This is a genomic window from Streptomyces sp. NPDC048353 (assembly GCF_055587165.1).
Window position 1 is genome coordinate 238160 of the sequence record NZ_JBVJGU010000002.1, and the last position, 12865, is coordinate 251024.

Below are 12865 nucleotides of genomic sequence, written 5' to 3' on the forward strand. Positions count from 1 at the left end.
GTCGCCCTCGCCCCTACGCCTGCAGCGCCAGCGTGGGGGACAGGCGCGACGCCCGGACCGCCGGGTAGAGGCCGGCCACCGTGCCGATCACCAGCGTCGCGCCGAAGCCACCGCCGACGGCCCAGGGCGGGACGACCCAGGGGAGGCCGCCCGTGGACGCGTACACGCCCGTCGCCGCCCCGCCGAGGGCCACGCCCGCGAGGCCGCCGAGGCCGGACAGCATCAGGGACTCCGTCACGAACTGGATCCTGATCTGGCCCCGGGTCGCGCCGAGCGAGCGCCGGAGGCCGATCTCGTGGCGGCGTTCCAGGACCGAGATGATCATGGTGTTGGCGACGCCGACCCCGCCCACCAGGAGCGCGATCCCGCCGAGCCCCAGCAGCAGCGACGAGAACGCGCCCTCGGTCGCCGCCTTCGCCTGAAGGGCCGAGGAGGGGTCCCCGACCGCCACGTTCTGCGGGTTCCGCGGGTCGATCGTCGAGGCGATCAGGCTCTGGACGGTGCGTACGGACGCGTCCGTGGACCGCTCGTACACCGCCGTCGGATGCCCGTCGAAGCCGAGCAGCCGCTGCGCGCCCTCCCAGCCCACCAGGGCCGAGCGCTCGATCTCCGGCGCCAGCGGCAGCGGGTCGAGGATGCCGACCACGGTGAAGTACCGGTCGCCGATCCAGACCTGCCGGCCCGGCTCGCCGATGCCGAGCCGCTCCGCCGCCACATGGCCGAGGACGACGGACGGATAGCGGCCGTTGGCCGCGTTCAGCCAGGTGCCCGAGGCGGTGCCGCCGCGCAGCACGTCCAGCATGCCCTCGGTCGCCGCCTTCACCGCGATGCCGCCGGTCTCGCCCTCGGGGATCTTCTCCGAGCGCCGCACGGAGTGCTTGAGGTCCGCGGTCGCGCCGACGTCCTCGACGCCGTCGATCCGGCCGACCATGCCCACCGCGTCCTTCGGCAGCTTCACCTCCTCGCCGCTGAACATGCCCTCGCCCGGCTTCGCGACCAGCATGTTGGTGCCGAGCGCGTCGAGCTGGCGCATCAACTGCGCCTGGCTGGAAGCCGAGATGCCGACCACCGCGATCATCGTGGCGATGCCGATCGCGATGCCGAGCGCCGAGAGCACCACGCGCACGGGACGGCTGCGCAGCCCGGCCGAGCCGACGTGCAGGACGTCCCGCGGCCCCAGCCGCGCGGCCCGCAGCCCCGCCCGCGCACCCCGCGCCCCCTTCCTCCGCGCGGACCCGTCGCCGGACCCGTCGCCGCCCGTGCCCCTTCTTTCCGCCCTTCCCGTACGTGCCATCAGGCAGCGACCTTCCCGAGCGAGGTGTCCGCCACGACCCGGCCGTCCCGGATGCGGACCTGGCGCGGCAGCCGCCCGGCGATCTCCGTGTCGTGGGTGATGACCGCGATCGTCGCGCCCTGCGCGTTGAGTTCGTGCAGCAGCTCCATCACCGCCTCGCCGGACGCCGAGTCCAGCGCCCCGGTCGGCTCGTCCGCGAGCAGCAGATCGGGCTCCCCGACCACCGCCCGCGCGATGGCGACGCGCTGTTTCTGCCCGCCGGACAGCTCGTGCGGCCGGTGCTTCATCCGGTCGGCGAGCCCCACGCGCGCCAGCGCCTCCGCGGCCATCGCCCGCCGCCGGGCCCGGGGCAGCCCGGAGTACAGCAGCCCCTCGGCGACGTTCTCCAGCGCGCCGACCCCGGGCACCAGATGGAAGGCCTGGAAGACGAAGCCGATGTGCCGGGCGCGCAGCGCCGACAGCCTGCGGTCGGTCAGCGCGGCCACGTCGTGGCCGGCGATCTCCACCGTCCCGGCGCTGGGCCGGTCCAGGGTGCCGACGATGTGCAGCAGGGTGGACTTCCCGGAGCCGGACGGGCCGACGATCCCGAGGAGTTCCTCCCGGTGGACGTGCAGGTCGACCCCGTCGAGGGCCCGCACGCCGCCCGCGTACTCCTTGGTGACTCCGGAGAGGCGCACGACCGTGGCCGCCGGGGCGCCCGTGTCCTTCGGGGTGGTCGTCGTCATGCGGACGGCACCCCGACCTTCATGCCCTCGCGCAGCCCGCCGCCGCTGATCTCGACCCGGCCCTGTCCGAACATGCCGAGTTCGACCTCGACGTCCCTGGCCCGGCCGTTCTCCACGACCTGGACGCCGAAGCCGCCGCCCGGCAGGGCGAGCAGCGCGTTGACGGGCACCGAGAGAACGTTCCTGCGGGTCTCGCCGGTGAGGTTCACGACGACCGGCGACTGGTCGACCCCCTTGATCTTCCCGGGGTCGTCGAAGGAGACCGTGATGTCGATCTTCGGGGTGCGGTCCTGCGGATCGTCGCCCGCCGACGCGGTCCTGCCGACCGAGGACACCTTGCCCGGCGCCCGCGTCCCGTCCGGCAGCTCGACGGTGACCCGCGTGCCGGCCTTCGCCCGCCCCGCGTCCGCGACGGCCAGCTTGAACCCCACGACCCGCTCCGAGCCGCTGACGGTGAGCACCGGCCGCCCCGGCCCCACCTGGTCGCCGGTGGCCGCGCCCGCCTCCTTCACGCGCACCGCGCTCCCCGCGAAGGCGATCGCGTCGGGCCCGAGGGTGCCGGTCCGCTTCAGGTCGTGCGACTTCTGCCACCGCTTCACGGCGGCGGCGGTCTTCTCCGTGTACTCCTCGTCGACGGTGAAGCCGGTGTACCCGAGGGCCGCGAGGTTCTCCTCCACCTGCCGTACGTCCTTGCCCTCGTCGCCCGCCTTCAGCGCCCGGTACATGGGCTCGGAGCCGTACATCAGCCGGACGGGCCTGCCGTCGACCTCGTACAGCCGCTCGTCCCGCTCCACGACGGAGCCGGTCGGGGCGATCCAGTTCAGGGTCCCCGCCGCGCCGCCGTTGATCTTCCGCTCGCCGAGGTAGCCGAGCGTGCCGTCCTGCTGGGAGCTGTCGCTGAGGTCGCCCCGCGTGACCGGGGTCGTCGCGGGAGGCAGCCCCGAGCGCTCGGCGACGGGCCGCGGCTCGGGGGCGGTCAGGGCGGTGGCGGCCGCGCCGGCTCCGGCGACGGCGACGATCGCCGCCAGGGCGACGACGAGCCTGCGCCGGCTCATCGCGACACGCTCTCGCAGGCCTTGTTGGCCTTGTCGAACTTCTCCTTCTCCGCGCCCTGCGGCATCGGCCGGGCCTCCGCCATCGCGCCGCCGCCCCCGAACGTCGGGTCGGGCATGTCGACGCCGTTCTTCCGCATGCACTGGGCGTACTTGATCATCTTGTCCTTGTCGGCCTGGGTCAGCTCCTTGCCCATGCCGGCCCCGCCCTTGTCACGGCAGGCCTTGAACGCCTTCTCCATCTTCTCCTTCGACATGCCGTCGCCGCCGATGGTCAGGCCCACGCCCTCCTCGCCCGGCTTCGGCTCGGGCACGTCGAGCCCCTGCTCGCGCAGGCACTTGCGGTGCTCCAGCGCCTGGTCGGCCTTCTTGCCCTCGTCGCTGACCGTCTCGCTCCCGCCGCCGGCCTTGTCGCCGCCGTCGGCGGTGCAGGCGGTCGTGAGGAGGGAGAGGGCGGCCAGGCCGGTCGCGGCGGCCAGCGTGATGTTCCGTCGAGTCGTCCGAATAGTCATGGGCGGGAGCCTGCCGCGCAGGGATGTTTCGCTTCTCTCAGCGGAAGGGTTAACACCGGCGAAAGCCCCCCGTCGGGTACACAGGGCCCATGCGCGTACTGGTGGTGGAGGACGAGGCGTTCCTGGCCGAGATGATCGCCGAGGGGCTGCGTCGTGACGCGCTCGCCGTGGACGTGGCCGGCGACGGCCTGGAGGCGCTGCGGAAGCTGCAGTTCGGGGAGTACGACGTCCTCGTCCTCGACCGCGACCTGCCCGGGATGCACGGCGACGACGTCTGCCGCCGGGTCGTGGAGCAGCGGCTGCTGACCCGGATCCTGATGCTGACGGCGGCGGGGACGGTACGGGACCGGGTCGAGGGCCTCGGCCTCGGCGCCGACGACTATCTGGCCAAGCCCTTCGCGTACGACGAGCTGCTCGCCCGGGTCCTCGCCCTCGGCCGGCGCGCCCGGCCCGCGCTGCCGCCCGTCCTCGAACGGGCCGGCCTGGTCCTCGACACCGCACGCCGCCAGGCCAGCCGCGACGGACGCCACCTGCACCTGTCCCGCAAGGAGTTCGCGGTCCTGGAGGCGCTGCTGCGGGCCGAGGGGGCCGTCGTCAGCGGCGAGGACCTGATCGAGCAGGTGTGGGAGGAGCACACCAGCTACCGCACGAACGCGGTACGGGTGACCCTGAGCAAGCTCCGCGCCAAGCTGGGCGAGCCGCCGGTGGTCGAGACGGTCCCGGGCGCGGGCTACCGCATCACATCGGGGCGGGCATGAGCGTCAAAAGCTTCCTGCGGGGCGAGCGGGCCCGGCTGACGGCGCTCTACGGCGGGCTGCTGCTGCTGGCCGGCGGACTGCTCACCGCGGTGGTGTACCTGCTGGTCAAGGAGGGGCTGTACTCGACGATCAGCGTCGCGGTGAACGGCGCCGTCCCCGCGAAGCGGCTGGACGAGCTGCCGGCCTCCTCCCTCCCGGCGTCCCCCGCGCCGTACGCGCTGCCGAGCTGGTCGGAGGCGGCCCGGTCCGCGAGCCCCGGGGCGCTGCCGCCCGGGGTGACCCGGGGCATGACGGTCACCAGCCGGGTCAGCGACGCGGTCGAGAACGCCGCCCTGGAGCGGCTGCTGACGGTCTCGCTGCTGGTCCTCGCGGTGTACGCCGTGCTCTCCGTGGTCCTCGCCTGGTGGATGGCGGGCCGGGTGCTGCGCCCGGTCGCCGTGATCACCGAGACCGCCCGCCGGCTCTCCGGCGAGAACCTGCACGAGAGGATCGCCCTGGACGGCCCGCCGGGGGAGCTGAAGCGGCTCGCGGACACCTTCGACGGCATGCTGGGACGGATGGAACGGCTGGTGTCGGCGCAGCAGCGGTTCGCCGCGAACGCCGCGCACGAGCTGCGGACCCCGGTCGCGGTGCAGCGGGCCGCCGCCGAGATCGGCCTCGCCGGGGAGCCCGACCAGGAGCGGGTCGCCCGGATCCGGGCCAAGCTGATCGACGTCGCCGACACGAGCGAGCGGATCATCGAGGGCCTGCTGCTCCTCGCCGCCTCCGACCAGGGGCTGGTGGAGCGGCGCCCGGTGGCGGTGCACGAGGTGGCCCGCCGGGCGGTGGACGCGCTGGCGGCCGAGGCCGCGGCGAGCGGGGTGACGGTCACCCTCGACGCCCGCCCGCTGACGGTCCCCGGGGACGCGGTGCTCCTGGACCGGCTGGTCCACAACCTCCTCGCGAACGCGGTACGCCACAACGTCCCGGGCGGCCGGGTGCGGGTGCGGACGGGCCCCGACGGCATCGAGGTGGTGAACACCGGCCCGGTCGTCCCGGCCGCCACGGTCCCGCTGCTCTTCGAGCCGTTCCGCCGCCTGAACGAACGCACCCACGCCCCGGGCGAGGGCGTCGGCCTGGGGCTCTCGATCGTCGACTCCGTCGCCCGCGCCCACGCGGCGACGGCGACGGCCACGGCGAACCCCACCGGCGGCCTCACGGTCCGGGTCCGCTTCGGCCCGTGAACCACGCGCCCGCAGGGGCGGGCCCCTCAGTGCCGGAAGAAGATCCGGTCGCCGTACTCCGTCATCACGCGGCCGTTCCACTCGTGGCCGCCGTCCACGTTCCCCGAGCGCAGCAGCGGGGGCTCGATGCCCAGGCGGACCAGTTCCTCGGCCGCCGCGGCCATGGTGGCCTGCATCAGGGCGCTGGTGACGACGGTGGAGGCCGGGGCGAAGGGGGCCTCGATGTCCGGGTGGCTCAGCTCGGCGTCGCCGACGGCGATCCGGGAGTCGAGGACGATGTCGCAGTGGTCCTTGAGGTACGTCCCCGACACGTGCCGGGACTTCGTCTCGGTCGCGTACGCCACCGAGGTCACCCCGATGACCGTCAGGCCGAGCGCCCGCGCGTTCATGGCCATCTCGACGGGCAGGGCGTTGCGGCCGGAGAGCGAGACGATGATCAGGACGTCGCCCGCGGTGGCGGGGGAGGAGTCGAGGACCGCGCCCGCGAGGCCGTCGACGCGTTCCAGGGCGGAGCCGAGGGTGGCGGGCATGACGTCCACGCCGACGACGCCGGGCACCGCGAGGAGGTTCATCAGGGCCAGACCGCCGGCGCGGTAGACGACGTCCTGGGCGGCGAGCGAGGAGTGGCCCGCGCCGAACGCGAAGAGGCGGCCGCCCGCGGCGACGGCCTCGGCGATGGCCGTACCGGCGGCGGCGATCTCCCCGGCGTCCTCGTCGCGGACCCGCTGCAGGAGGCCGATCGCGGCGTCGAAGAACTGTCCCGCCAGCTTGCTCTCGCGCGCGCCGTCGCCCATTCCCGAAGCTCCTTCTCGTCGTGTCGCGGATCACGTTGCGGTCTGGACCATTGCTCTGTCAATACCGCCCGTCCGCGCGGCGGCACGGTTGTCGGCGCGATGCGTCAGAATTGGGGCAGGGCCAGCGCACGACTCATCGAGGGGCACGTATGTCCGGACTGATCGACACAACGGAGATGTATCTCCGCACCATCCTCGAGCTTGAGGAGGAAGGTGTGGTCCCTATGCGCGCCCGGATCGCGGAGCGGCTCGACCAGAGCGGCCCCACGGTGAGCCAGACGGTGGCCCGTATGGAGCGCGACGGTCTGGTGACCGTCGCCGGCGACCGCCATCTGGAGCTGACGGAGGAGGGCCGCCGCCTGGCGACGCGGGTCATGCGCAAGCACCGCCTCGCCGAGTGTCTGCTCGTCGACGTCATCGGTCTGGAGTGGGAGCAGGTGCACGCGGAGGCGTGCCGCTGGGAGCACGTGATGAGCGAGGCCGTCGAGCGGCGCGTCCTGGAGCTGCTGCGGCATCCGACGGAGTCGCCGTACGGCAATCCCATCCCCGGGCTCGAGGAGCTGGGCGAGAAGGCCGAGGCGGAGTCCTTCCTGGACGACTCCATGGTGTCGCTGGCCGATCTCGACCCGGGCCGGGAGGGCAAGACGGTGATCGTCCGCCGCATCGGCGAGCCGATCCAGACGGACGCCCAGCTGATGTACACCCTGCGCCGCGCGGGCGTGCAGCCCGGATCGGTCGTCAGCGTGACGGAGTCGGCGGGCGGCATCCTGGTCGGCAGCAGCGGCGAGGCGGCCGAGCTCGAGGCGGACGTGGCGGCGCACGTCTTCGTCGCCAAGCGGTAACCCGCCACCCGATTTACGTCGGATGCGCCACGCCCGCTTCCTCGGCGTGCCACGCTGGGTCCAGCCGTGCGAGGCCGGGAGGGGTGGGCGGATGAGGGCGTCGGGGGCGGTGCGACGAGCGACAGAGGGCCCCGGCGCCCATGGGCGCCGGGGCCTGTCCTCCCCTGTGCTGACCCGGAGCCCCGAGCTCCCAGGGTCATTCCCTGCGGACCGTTTTCCCCGAGCGGTCCGCCTCCCGCTGAAGATCTCCCCTCGGCGGCGCGCGTCAATCCTTGGGTGCCGTCACTCGAACGAGGGGTGTTGTGTGGCAGACCCCCATTTTCGAATACAGGTTCGATAGTCTGACGGTGCTCGACACGCTCGATGGGAAAGAGGGGGTGCCAGGGAACATGGTGCGACGTCTCGACGTCACCGGAGCCGCCGGCGTACGCCTGGCTGCCTGGGAGTACACGGAGCAGGGAGTGCCGGGGGCCCGGCGCGAACGGGGACCGGGCGCCGCCGCGTCCGGGGTGTTACTGCTCCACGGCCTGATGGGCCGTGGCTCCCACTGGGCGCCCACCGCCGGCTGGCTCGCCGGGCGGCACCGCCCCGTCGCCCTCGATCAGCGGGGCCACGGCGCCAGCGACAAGCCCGCGTCCGGCCCCTACACCCGCGAGGCGTACGTCGCCGACGCGGTCGCCGCGGTCGAACAGCTCGGCCTCGGGCCGGTCACCCTCATCGGCCACTCCATGGGTGCCCTCACCGCCTGGCAGGTCGCCGCCGAGCACCCCGAGCTGGTCCGCGCGCTGATCATCTGCGACATGCGCGCCTCGGCCCTCGGCGCCGCCTCGCAGCGGGAGTGGCAGGACTGGTTCCGCCGCTGGCCCCTCCCCTTCGCCTCCCTCGCCGAGGTGCGCCAGTGGTTCGGCGAGGACGACCCGTGGGTCGAGCGGCCGAACCCGGGCCGCGGCGAGTTCTTCGCCGAGGTGATGACCGAGCGCCCCGACGGCTGGTATCCGGTCTTCGACCCGGCCCAGATGCTGACCTCCCGCGAGACCTGGGTCCACGACGCCCACTGGGAATCCCTCGCCCAGGTCCGCTGCCCCACCCTGGTCGTCCGCGGCCTCGACGGCGAACTGGGCCGCGCCGAGGCCCAGGAGATGGTCCGCGTCCTCCCCCACGGCGCCTACGCCGAAATCCCGGACGCCGGCCACCTCCTGCACTACGACCACCCGGAGGCCTGGCGGGAGGCGATCGAGCCGTTCCTCAACGGGGTGCTGACGTCCTGACGGTGGGGCCTCACTGCCAGAAGATCTCTTCGACCACGAGCTGAGGGTCTGCGCTGCGCCTGACAAATACGTAGCGCATCCAGCCGCGCCCGTGATCGAAGCCGAGGATGTAGGGGCCAGTGGGGCGGGACGACCGAGCGGGTTCGGCGGTGAGGCCCTCCGGAAGCTTGTCGACGGCGTCCACACCGCGAAAGTACGGATCGTCCGCCGTGATCAGTTCGGCGCGGGCCTCGGCGACCTTCTCCCTCACCTCTGGAGGCAGGGCGTCCCTGTCAGCACTGGCCTGCTCGGTCCAGTCCATTTGCCACGGAGGGCCCATGAAGTCGGTCACTGTCCGGGCTCCACCTCACGCGCCTTCTTGCGCAGGAGCGAGGCTTGTTCAAGCAGGTCGCGAGCCTCGATGGGATCGCCCGCCTCAGCGGCTCGCTCTTCGAGCTCGCTGACATGGGCGTCGAGCCGCGGATCCCGGGCGACGGCATACTCGCCCCACCATCGCGCCATGAATGCGGGGACCGTCGCGAGGTCGTATGTGTCGGCGATGTCCCGGCGCCAGTGTCGGTCGAAGTCGGCCAGGAGCTGCGGGGTGTGCTCCGCGATGGCGGCGCGGAGGCTCTTCGGATTGCGGTCGGGCATCGGAGGTACGGAGCCCCCTGCCCGGTGGACGGGCTGAGCGGTCATGCGGTCTCCCTGATGTCGGTCCTCTTCAGACCGTACTGCGGGTCCTGCAGGAACGCGGACCAGGCGGAGGGGGTGAGGGTGAGGGCGGGGCGGGTGGTGTCCTTGGAGTCGCGGACGTGGACGGTGTGGGGGCAGGTGGCGACCTCGACGCAGTCGCCGCCCTGGCCACTGCTGTAGCTGCTCTTGAACCATTTGAGGTCGGTGCTCATAGCTCTCGCGCCACCTGTTCGATGAGTCGTGCCGAGTCTTCCGGACTGAAGGCTTGAGCTCGCAAGGTGCTGTAGCGAGCGAAGACGTTGCCTACGTCCGGCTGTTCGCTGAGAAAGTACCTTCCGCCCTGCCCCTCGACATAGACGAGCTGGCTCCTGCGCTCCTCGGTCTCCAGCAGGGTGAAAGGGCCACTCAGGCCGGCGTGCGTCTCGCGGTCTTCCGGCATCACCTGAATCTCGACGTTGGCCAGCCTCGAAGTCTCGACCACGTGCAGCAAGTTGTTACGCAGCACGTCCTTGCCGCCGAGTGGCTTGGTGAGCGCAGCCGTCTCCAGGACGAAGGTGACCAAGGGCGGGGGCTTGCGGAAAAGTACCTGCTGTCGTGCGATGCGGGCTGCAACGCCCGCCTCGATCTCCTCCTCGTCCAACGGCGGTCGCTCGGAAACGAAGGCGGCTCGGGCGTAGTCGGGGGTCTGCAGCAGTCCGGGGATGAGGTGGTTCTCGTACTTATGGATGCCCGCCGCCCTCTGCTCCTCCAGCAGATAGTCCTCGAACCACGCCGCCACCCCACTCACCGTCACCTCCTCCGCCACTTCCAGAAGTGCACCTTGTGCACACAGCAGCTCGTCCGCGATCGCGACGAAGTTCCCCTTCGCCCGCCGCTCCCCGCGCTCGATCATCGCCACCTGGGACTTGGAATATCCGGTCTCCTTGCCCAGCGCGTCCTGCGACACCTTCGCCCGCTCCCGGTAGAAGCGCAGGAGGCGGCCGAAGACCTTCGCCGCCCCCGGGCTCCCGTTGTTTCCGATGTTCACACCAGACCTCCCCGAGTGCACAGTCCGCCACAGACATCGTGTGGCGCTGGTCACAGTAGAGCGGCGCCGGAAAGCTGGCGTCATGAATTCGCGCAAGTCACTTGACAGGGTGCCGTCTTGGGTTCCGGTGGACGGGCATGCCCTGCGGCACGCGGGCGTGCACTTCGACGCCGTACGGATCGGGGGCTTCCTCGGGGAGGACGTGGCGTACCGGCTCATGGAGTACACGGACTTCCAGGCCGGGCCGATCGTCCGCCAGGCCACCGGCGAGCGGTACCTCTACTTCCTGCTGCCACCGCGGACCGCCGCCGCCCATGCCTGGCCGGCCCCCGCGAGGGCGCTGAGCAGGAGCGGCGGGGCGCTGGCCTTCGTCGGGATCCCGGCGCTGCGCGGCACGACCTGGCCGCTGGACTGGCGATCCCGCCCGACGCTCGAAGATCCGTTCGTGCGACCGGAGTTGTTGCACGAGATGGTTGTGTGTGCGGTACGGTGACCGCGACATCACGCTCCGTGAGAAATGGAGCGGTCCCCGGGGGTGCGGCAACACCGTCCGAGGACCTTCACCGCGAGTACTTCAAAGGGGAGTACCCGAAATGCTTCGGCATGTTATCGCGCCCGTTCGCTCCTACACCAAGGCCTCGAACGATGTCGTGCGCCATCCGCGTCTCAACGTGGAAGCCAAGCTTCTGATCGTCTACATGCAGGGCCTGCCCGAGAGGGACGCCGACAAGCCCCTCAGCGAGCATGCCGCCGCGCTGAACCTGAAGCCCTGCGCCTTCAAGCGGGCGAAAAAGTGCCTGATCGCCTGCGGTTACTTCCACCAGTGGAAGTGGCAGGGCGCGCGCGGGCATTGGTTCACGGATCAGCTGTTCACCAACGTCACCCTCACGCGTGAGGAGGCGAACGCCGTCCGCGACGGCCGGCCACCGACCGGCGTTTCGCCGACGGTCGGTTCCCCGGATGTCCCGCGTGTCGGCTGCTCTCCTACAGAAGAGAAAGACCAAGAGAAGAAGAACCTTCCCCACCCCCCTCCCGAAAGGCCGGATCCGGCGCCGACGGCACCCGACCCGGCTCCGGCACCGGTGCCTGACCCGGCGCCGACGGCACCCGACCGGGCACCCGTCACGGATGCGGAGCCGGATCCCGGGCCGAGCCCGGAGCCTGCCGTAGATCCGGAGCCGGCGCCTGACCCGACGCCTGACCCGGCACCGGCACCTGAGGCGGAGCCACAAGCGGCGGCACCCGGCGCGGAGCCCGGCGCGGAGCCGAGCGCCGGACCCGCGCCGGAATGCCCCGACCCCGCCCCCGACCCCGAAGTCGTCGAGGCCGAGCGGCTGTTGCTGTCGCTCCGCCACCGCAACCGGGATCTGCACCTCGGTGCCCGGGAAGCGCGCGGTCTCGCCGAGGCGGCGGCGGAGTGGCTGCGGCGCGGGGTGTCCGCCGCCGATCTGTGCCACGCCCTGACCCACGCGCTGCCCCGCACGGGCATCCGCTCGGCCGTGGGCTTCCTGCGCTACCGGCTGGTCGAGAAGCTGCCCGCACCGGTCGCCCCGCCGCCCACGGCCTCCCTGGAGGCCCTGGGAGCCTTGGGAGCGCCGGACGCTCCCGGGGCCCTCGCCCCGGGAGCGCTGGTCTCCTGCGACGGCCCGGGGGGCGACCACGTCTTCCGGCCGGTCGGGGGTGAGACCCGCTGCCGCCGGTGCCGTACGGAGCAGGCCGCCCGGCCCGGCGGCCCGCCCCGGGCACCCTGGCGGACGCTCGTCGAGGAGGCGGCGGCACACGCCCTGGGGGGCGCGCCGGGCGGCCTGCGGCACGTGCCGGTGCCGGGGTCAGGCGGCGGTCAGAACGAGAAGACCGTGCCGCGGGCCATGCCGGCGTTCATCTCGCACTCGTTGCCGTAGGTGGCGGACCAGCTGATCCGCTTGCCCTTCCAGACGCCGTCGCCGGTCACCGTGACCGGGTCCCAGATGCGCGTACAGGGGGTGTTGCCGCCGCCCCACATCGTGGTCAGCGCGGCCAGGTCGCCGTTGACGGACTCCAGCTCGGCACAGGCGGCCTTCGGGGCCGGGTGGGTGCCGCTCGGGCGCGGGGCGCAGTTGAGGGTGACCGCCCTCGCGATGGACGCCGTGGCGGCGTCCTCGCCGTGACCGACCGTCAGCACCAGCGCCGACGGCGGGTACAGACCCGCGGGGGCGGCGGGCGCCGCGTGGGCGACGCCGGTGGTCGCCGTTCCGACGAGCGCGAGGCCAGTGGCGACGGCGGCGGAGAGAGCGGCTTTACGGAGGTAACGCACGGGATGGATCCCTTCGGAGGGTTTGGGTTGTTGCGATTGCGGTCCGGAGTCTTGTCGACGCGAAGGGTGATCGCACATCGCCCGGCCGTTTCCGGCCGTATACAGCGATGTGCACGTGTCACCGACTGAACGATCGGTCGTCTGGGCAGCTCGAAAGGGGTGCAACACCAGTTCGGGTACTACTCCGAAGGGGTGAGTCCGGGATTGGTACAACCAGGAACAAACCGCTGACCTGCGGTGACGCGAAATTGGTTCAGTCTTGCAGCACTCATGAACGTGGGGGGGGGGCCCGCCCCCCCCCGCGGCCCCCCCCCCCCCCGGGGGGGGCCCCCCCGGGGACCCCCGGGGGGTCTCCCGGCCCCCGGCCGCGGGGCGCGGCCCCCCCCCCCCCCCGCCCCCCCC

The 12865-nt window shown here is 72.4% G+C and carries 16 protein-coding genes; 6 read left to right on the forward strand and 10 right to left on the reverse strand.

From position 1 onward, the window contains the following. Positions 1 to 13 precede the first annotated feature (13 nt). The 4 genes from ACZ6RC_RS06440 to ACZ6RC_RS06455 are packed head-to-tail and all read right to left on the reverse strand — an operon-like array spanning position 14 to position 3583. Positions 14 to 1294, reverse strand: a complete 1281-nt coding sequence (locus ACZ6RC_RS06440; RefSeq protein ID WP_469579695.1) for an ABC transporter permease — start codon at positions 1292 to 1294, stop codon at positions 14 to 16. Then, positions 1294 to 2019, reverse strand: a complete 726-nt coding sequence (locus tag ACZ6RC_RS06445) for an ABC transporter ATP-binding protein (RefSeq protein ID WP_391143859.1) — start codon at positions 2017 to 2019, stop codon at positions 1294 to 1296. Before ACZ6RC_RS06445 ends, ACZ6RC_RS06440 begins: the two co-directional genes overlap by 1 nt. After that, positions 2016 to 3074 (reverse strand): efflux RND transporter periplasmic adaptor subunit, encoded by a 1059-nt coding sequence (locus tag ACZ6RC_RS06450; RefSeq protein WP_469579696.1) that lies wholly within the window; start codon positions 3072 to 3074, stop codon positions 2016 to 2018. The genes ACZ6RC_RS06445 and ACZ6RC_RS06450 overlap by 4 nt, the downstream gene beginning before the upstream one ends. Further along, on the reverse strand, positions 3071 to 3583 hold the full coding sequence (locus ACZ6RC_RS06455) for a hypothetical protein (protein ID WP_391143865.1): 513 nt from the start codon (positions 3581 to 3583) through the stop codon (positions 3071 to 3073). Before ACZ6RC_RS06455 ends, ACZ6RC_RS06450 begins: the two co-directional genes overlap by 4 nt. Positions 3584 to 3672: 89 nt before the next feature. On the opposite strand from ACZ6RC_RS06455, the gene ACZ6RC_RS06460 reads away from it, so the two are divergent. Both ACZ6RC_RS06460 and ACZ6RC_RS06465 read left to right on the forward strand, forming a co-directional pair. Then, positions 3673 to 4341 carry a response regulator transcription factor gene (locus ACZ6RC_RS06460; protein WP_391143868.1) on the forward strand — a complete coding sequence of 223 codons (669 nt, stop codon included), beginning with the start codon at positions 3673 to 3675 and terminating at the stop codon, positions 4339 to 4341. Continuing rightward, complete coding sequence (locus ACZ6RC_RS06465; protein ID WP_453612716.1) at positions 4338 to 5564, forward strand: ATP-binding protein; 1227 nt, start codon at positions 4338 to 4340, stop codon at positions 5562 to 5564. The genes ACZ6RC_RS06460 and ACZ6RC_RS06465 overlap by 4 nt, the downstream gene beginning before the upstream one ends. Before the next feature lie 26 nt (positions 5565 to 5590). Here the strand turns inward: ACZ6RC_RS06465 and ACZ6RC_RS06470 are convergent, their stop codons facing one another. Next, the gene (locus ACZ6RC_RS06470) at positions 5591 to 6358 is read right to left on the reverse strand and encodes an SIS domain-containing protein (RefSeq protein WP_453612719.1); all 768 of its coding nucleotides are present in this window, start codon (positions 6356 to 6358) and stop codon (positions 5591 to 5593) included. Between the two features lie 149 nt (positions 6359 to 6507). Between ACZ6RC_RS06470 and ACZ6RC_RS06475 the strand changes: the two genes are divergently transcribed. Both ACZ6RC_RS06475 and ACZ6RC_RS06480 read left to right on the forward strand, forming a co-directional pair. Next, complete coding sequence (locus ACZ6RC_RS06475) at positions 6508 to 7200, forward strand: metal-dependent transcriptional regulator (RefSeq protein ID WP_391143876.1); 693 nt, start codon at positions 6508 to 6510, stop codon at positions 7198 to 7200. Positions 7201 to 7589: 389 nt separating this feature from the next. Then, positions 7590 to 8468: an alpha/beta fold hydrolase gene (locus ACZ6RC_RS06480; protein ID WP_391143879.1), complete on the forward strand. Its 879-nt coding sequence runs from the start codon at positions 7590 to 7592 to the stop codon at positions 8466 to 8468. Positions 8469 to 8478: 10 nt separating this feature from the next. Here ACZ6RC_RS06480 and ACZ6RC_RS06485 read toward each other — a convergent pair whose 3' ends face one another. From ACZ6RC_RS06485 to ACZ6RC_RS06500, 4 genes are read right to left on the reverse strand one after another with little or no spacing between them, the layout of a single operon-like run. After that, a complete protein-coding gene (locus ACZ6RC_RS06485) occupies positions 8479 to 8799 on the reverse strand; it encodes a hypothetical protein (RefSeq protein WP_469579698.1) in 321 nt (106 codons plus the stop codon). Then, the gene (locus ACZ6RC_RS06490; RefSeq protein ID WP_469579700.1) at positions 8796 to 9146 is read right to left on the reverse strand and encodes a DUF6247 family protein; all 351 of its coding nucleotides are present in this window, start codon (positions 9144 to 9146) and stop codon (positions 8796 to 8798) included. The genes ACZ6RC_RS06485 and ACZ6RC_RS06490 overlap by 4 nt, the downstream gene beginning before the upstream one ends. Beyond that, positions 9143 to 9355 carry a DUF397 domain-containing protein gene (locus tag ACZ6RC_RS06495; RefSeq protein WP_469579702.1) on the reverse strand — a complete coding sequence of 71 codons (213 nt, stop codon included), beginning with the start codon at positions 9353 to 9355 and terminating at the stop codon, positions 9143 to 9145. Before ACZ6RC_RS06495 ends, ACZ6RC_RS06490 begins: the two co-directional genes overlap by 4 nt. After that, positions 9352 to 10170 carry a helix-turn-helix domain-containing protein gene (locus tag ACZ6RC_RS06500; RefSeq protein ID WP_469579703.1) on the reverse strand — a complete coding sequence of 273 codons (819 nt, stop codon included), beginning with the start codon at positions 10168 to 10170 and terminating at the stop codon, positions 9352 to 9354. Before ACZ6RC_RS06500 ends, ACZ6RC_RS06495 begins: the two co-directional genes overlap by 4 nt. A gap of 82 nt (positions 10171 to 10252) precedes the next feature. Here ACZ6RC_RS06500 and ACZ6RC_RS06505 point away from each other — a divergent pair, with 82 nt between their 5' ends. Both ACZ6RC_RS06505 and ACZ6RC_RS06510 read left to right on the forward strand, forming a co-directional pair. After that, positions 10253 to 10663 carry a hypothetical protein gene (locus ACZ6RC_RS06505; RefSeq protein ID WP_469579705.1) on the forward strand — a complete coding sequence of 137 codons (411 nt, stop codon included), beginning with the start codon at positions 10253 to 10255 and terminating at the stop codon, positions 10661 to 10663. Positions 10664 to 10841: 178 nt separating this feature from the next. Then, positions 10842 to 12071 carry a hypothetical protein gene (locus ACZ6RC_RS06510; RefSeq protein WP_469579707.1) on the forward strand — a complete coding sequence of 410 codons (1230 nt, stop codon included), beginning with the start codon at positions 10842 to 10844 and terminating at the stop codon, positions 12069 to 12071. Here the strand turns inward: ACZ6RC_RS06510 and ACZ6RC_RS06515 are convergent. Next, complete coding sequence (locus ACZ6RC_RS06515; protein WP_391143889.1) at positions 12011 to 12463, reverse strand: subtilase-type protease inhibitor; 453 nt, start codon at positions 12461 to 12463, stop codon at positions 12011 to 12013. The two genes, ACZ6RC_RS06510 and ACZ6RC_RS06515, sit on opposite strands and share 61 nt — an antisense overlap. Between the last annotated feature and the right edge of the window lie 402 nt (positions 12464 to 12865).

Excerpts from the sequence above, each read along its gene's own strand:
- ACZ6RC_RS06440 (WP_469579695.1), bottom strand. The coding sequence starts at position 1,294 with ATGGCACGTACGGGAAGGGCGGAAAGAAGGGGCACGGGCGGCGACGGG.
- ACZ6RC_RS06445 (WP_391143859.1), bottom strand. The coding sequence starts at position 2,019 with ATGACGACGACCACCCCGAAGGACACGGGCGCCCCGGCGGCCACGGTC.
- ACZ6RC_RS06450 (WP_469579696.1), bottom strand. The coding sequence starts at position 3,074 with ATGAGCCGGCGCAGGCTCGTCGTCGCCCTGGCGGCGATCGTCGCCGTC.
- ACZ6RC_RS06455 (WP_391143865.1), bottom strand. The coding sequence starts at position 3,583 with ATGACTATTCGGACGACTCGACGGAACATCACGCTGGCCGCCGCGACC.
- ACZ6RC_RS06460 (WP_391143868.1), top strand. The coding sequence starts at position 3,673 with ATGCGCGTACTGGTGGTGGAGGACGAGGCGTTCCTGGCCGAGATGATC.
- ACZ6RC_RS06465 (WP_453612716.1), top strand. The coding sequence starts at position 4,338 with ATGAGCGTCAAAAGCTTCCTGCGGGGCGAGCGGGCCCGGCTGACGGCG.
- ACZ6RC_RS06470 (WP_453612719.1), bottom strand. The coding sequence starts at position 6,358 with ATGGGCGACGGCGCGCGCGAGAGCAAGCTGGCGGGACAGTTCTTCGAC.
- ACZ6RC_RS06475 (WP_391143876.1), top strand. The coding sequence starts at position 6,508 with ATGTCCGGACTGATCGACACAACGGAGATGTATCTCCGCACCATCCTC.
- ACZ6RC_RS06480 (WP_391143879.1), top strand. The coding sequence starts at position 7,590 with ATGGTGCGACGTCTCGACGTCACCGGAGCCGCCGGCGTACGCCTGGCT.
- ACZ6RC_RS06490 (WP_469579700.1), bottom strand. The coding sequence starts at position 9,146 with ATGACCGCTCAGCCCGTCCACCGGGCAGGGGGCTCCGTACCTCCGATG.
- ACZ6RC_RS06495 (WP_469579702.1), bottom strand. The coding sequence starts at position 9,355 with ATGAGCACCGACCTCAAATGGTTCAAGAGCAGCTACAGCAGTGGCCAG.
- ACZ6RC_RS06505 (WP_469579705.1), top strand. The coding sequence starts at position 10,253 with ATGAATTCGCGCAAGTCACTTGACAGGGTGCCGTCTTGGGTTCCGGTG.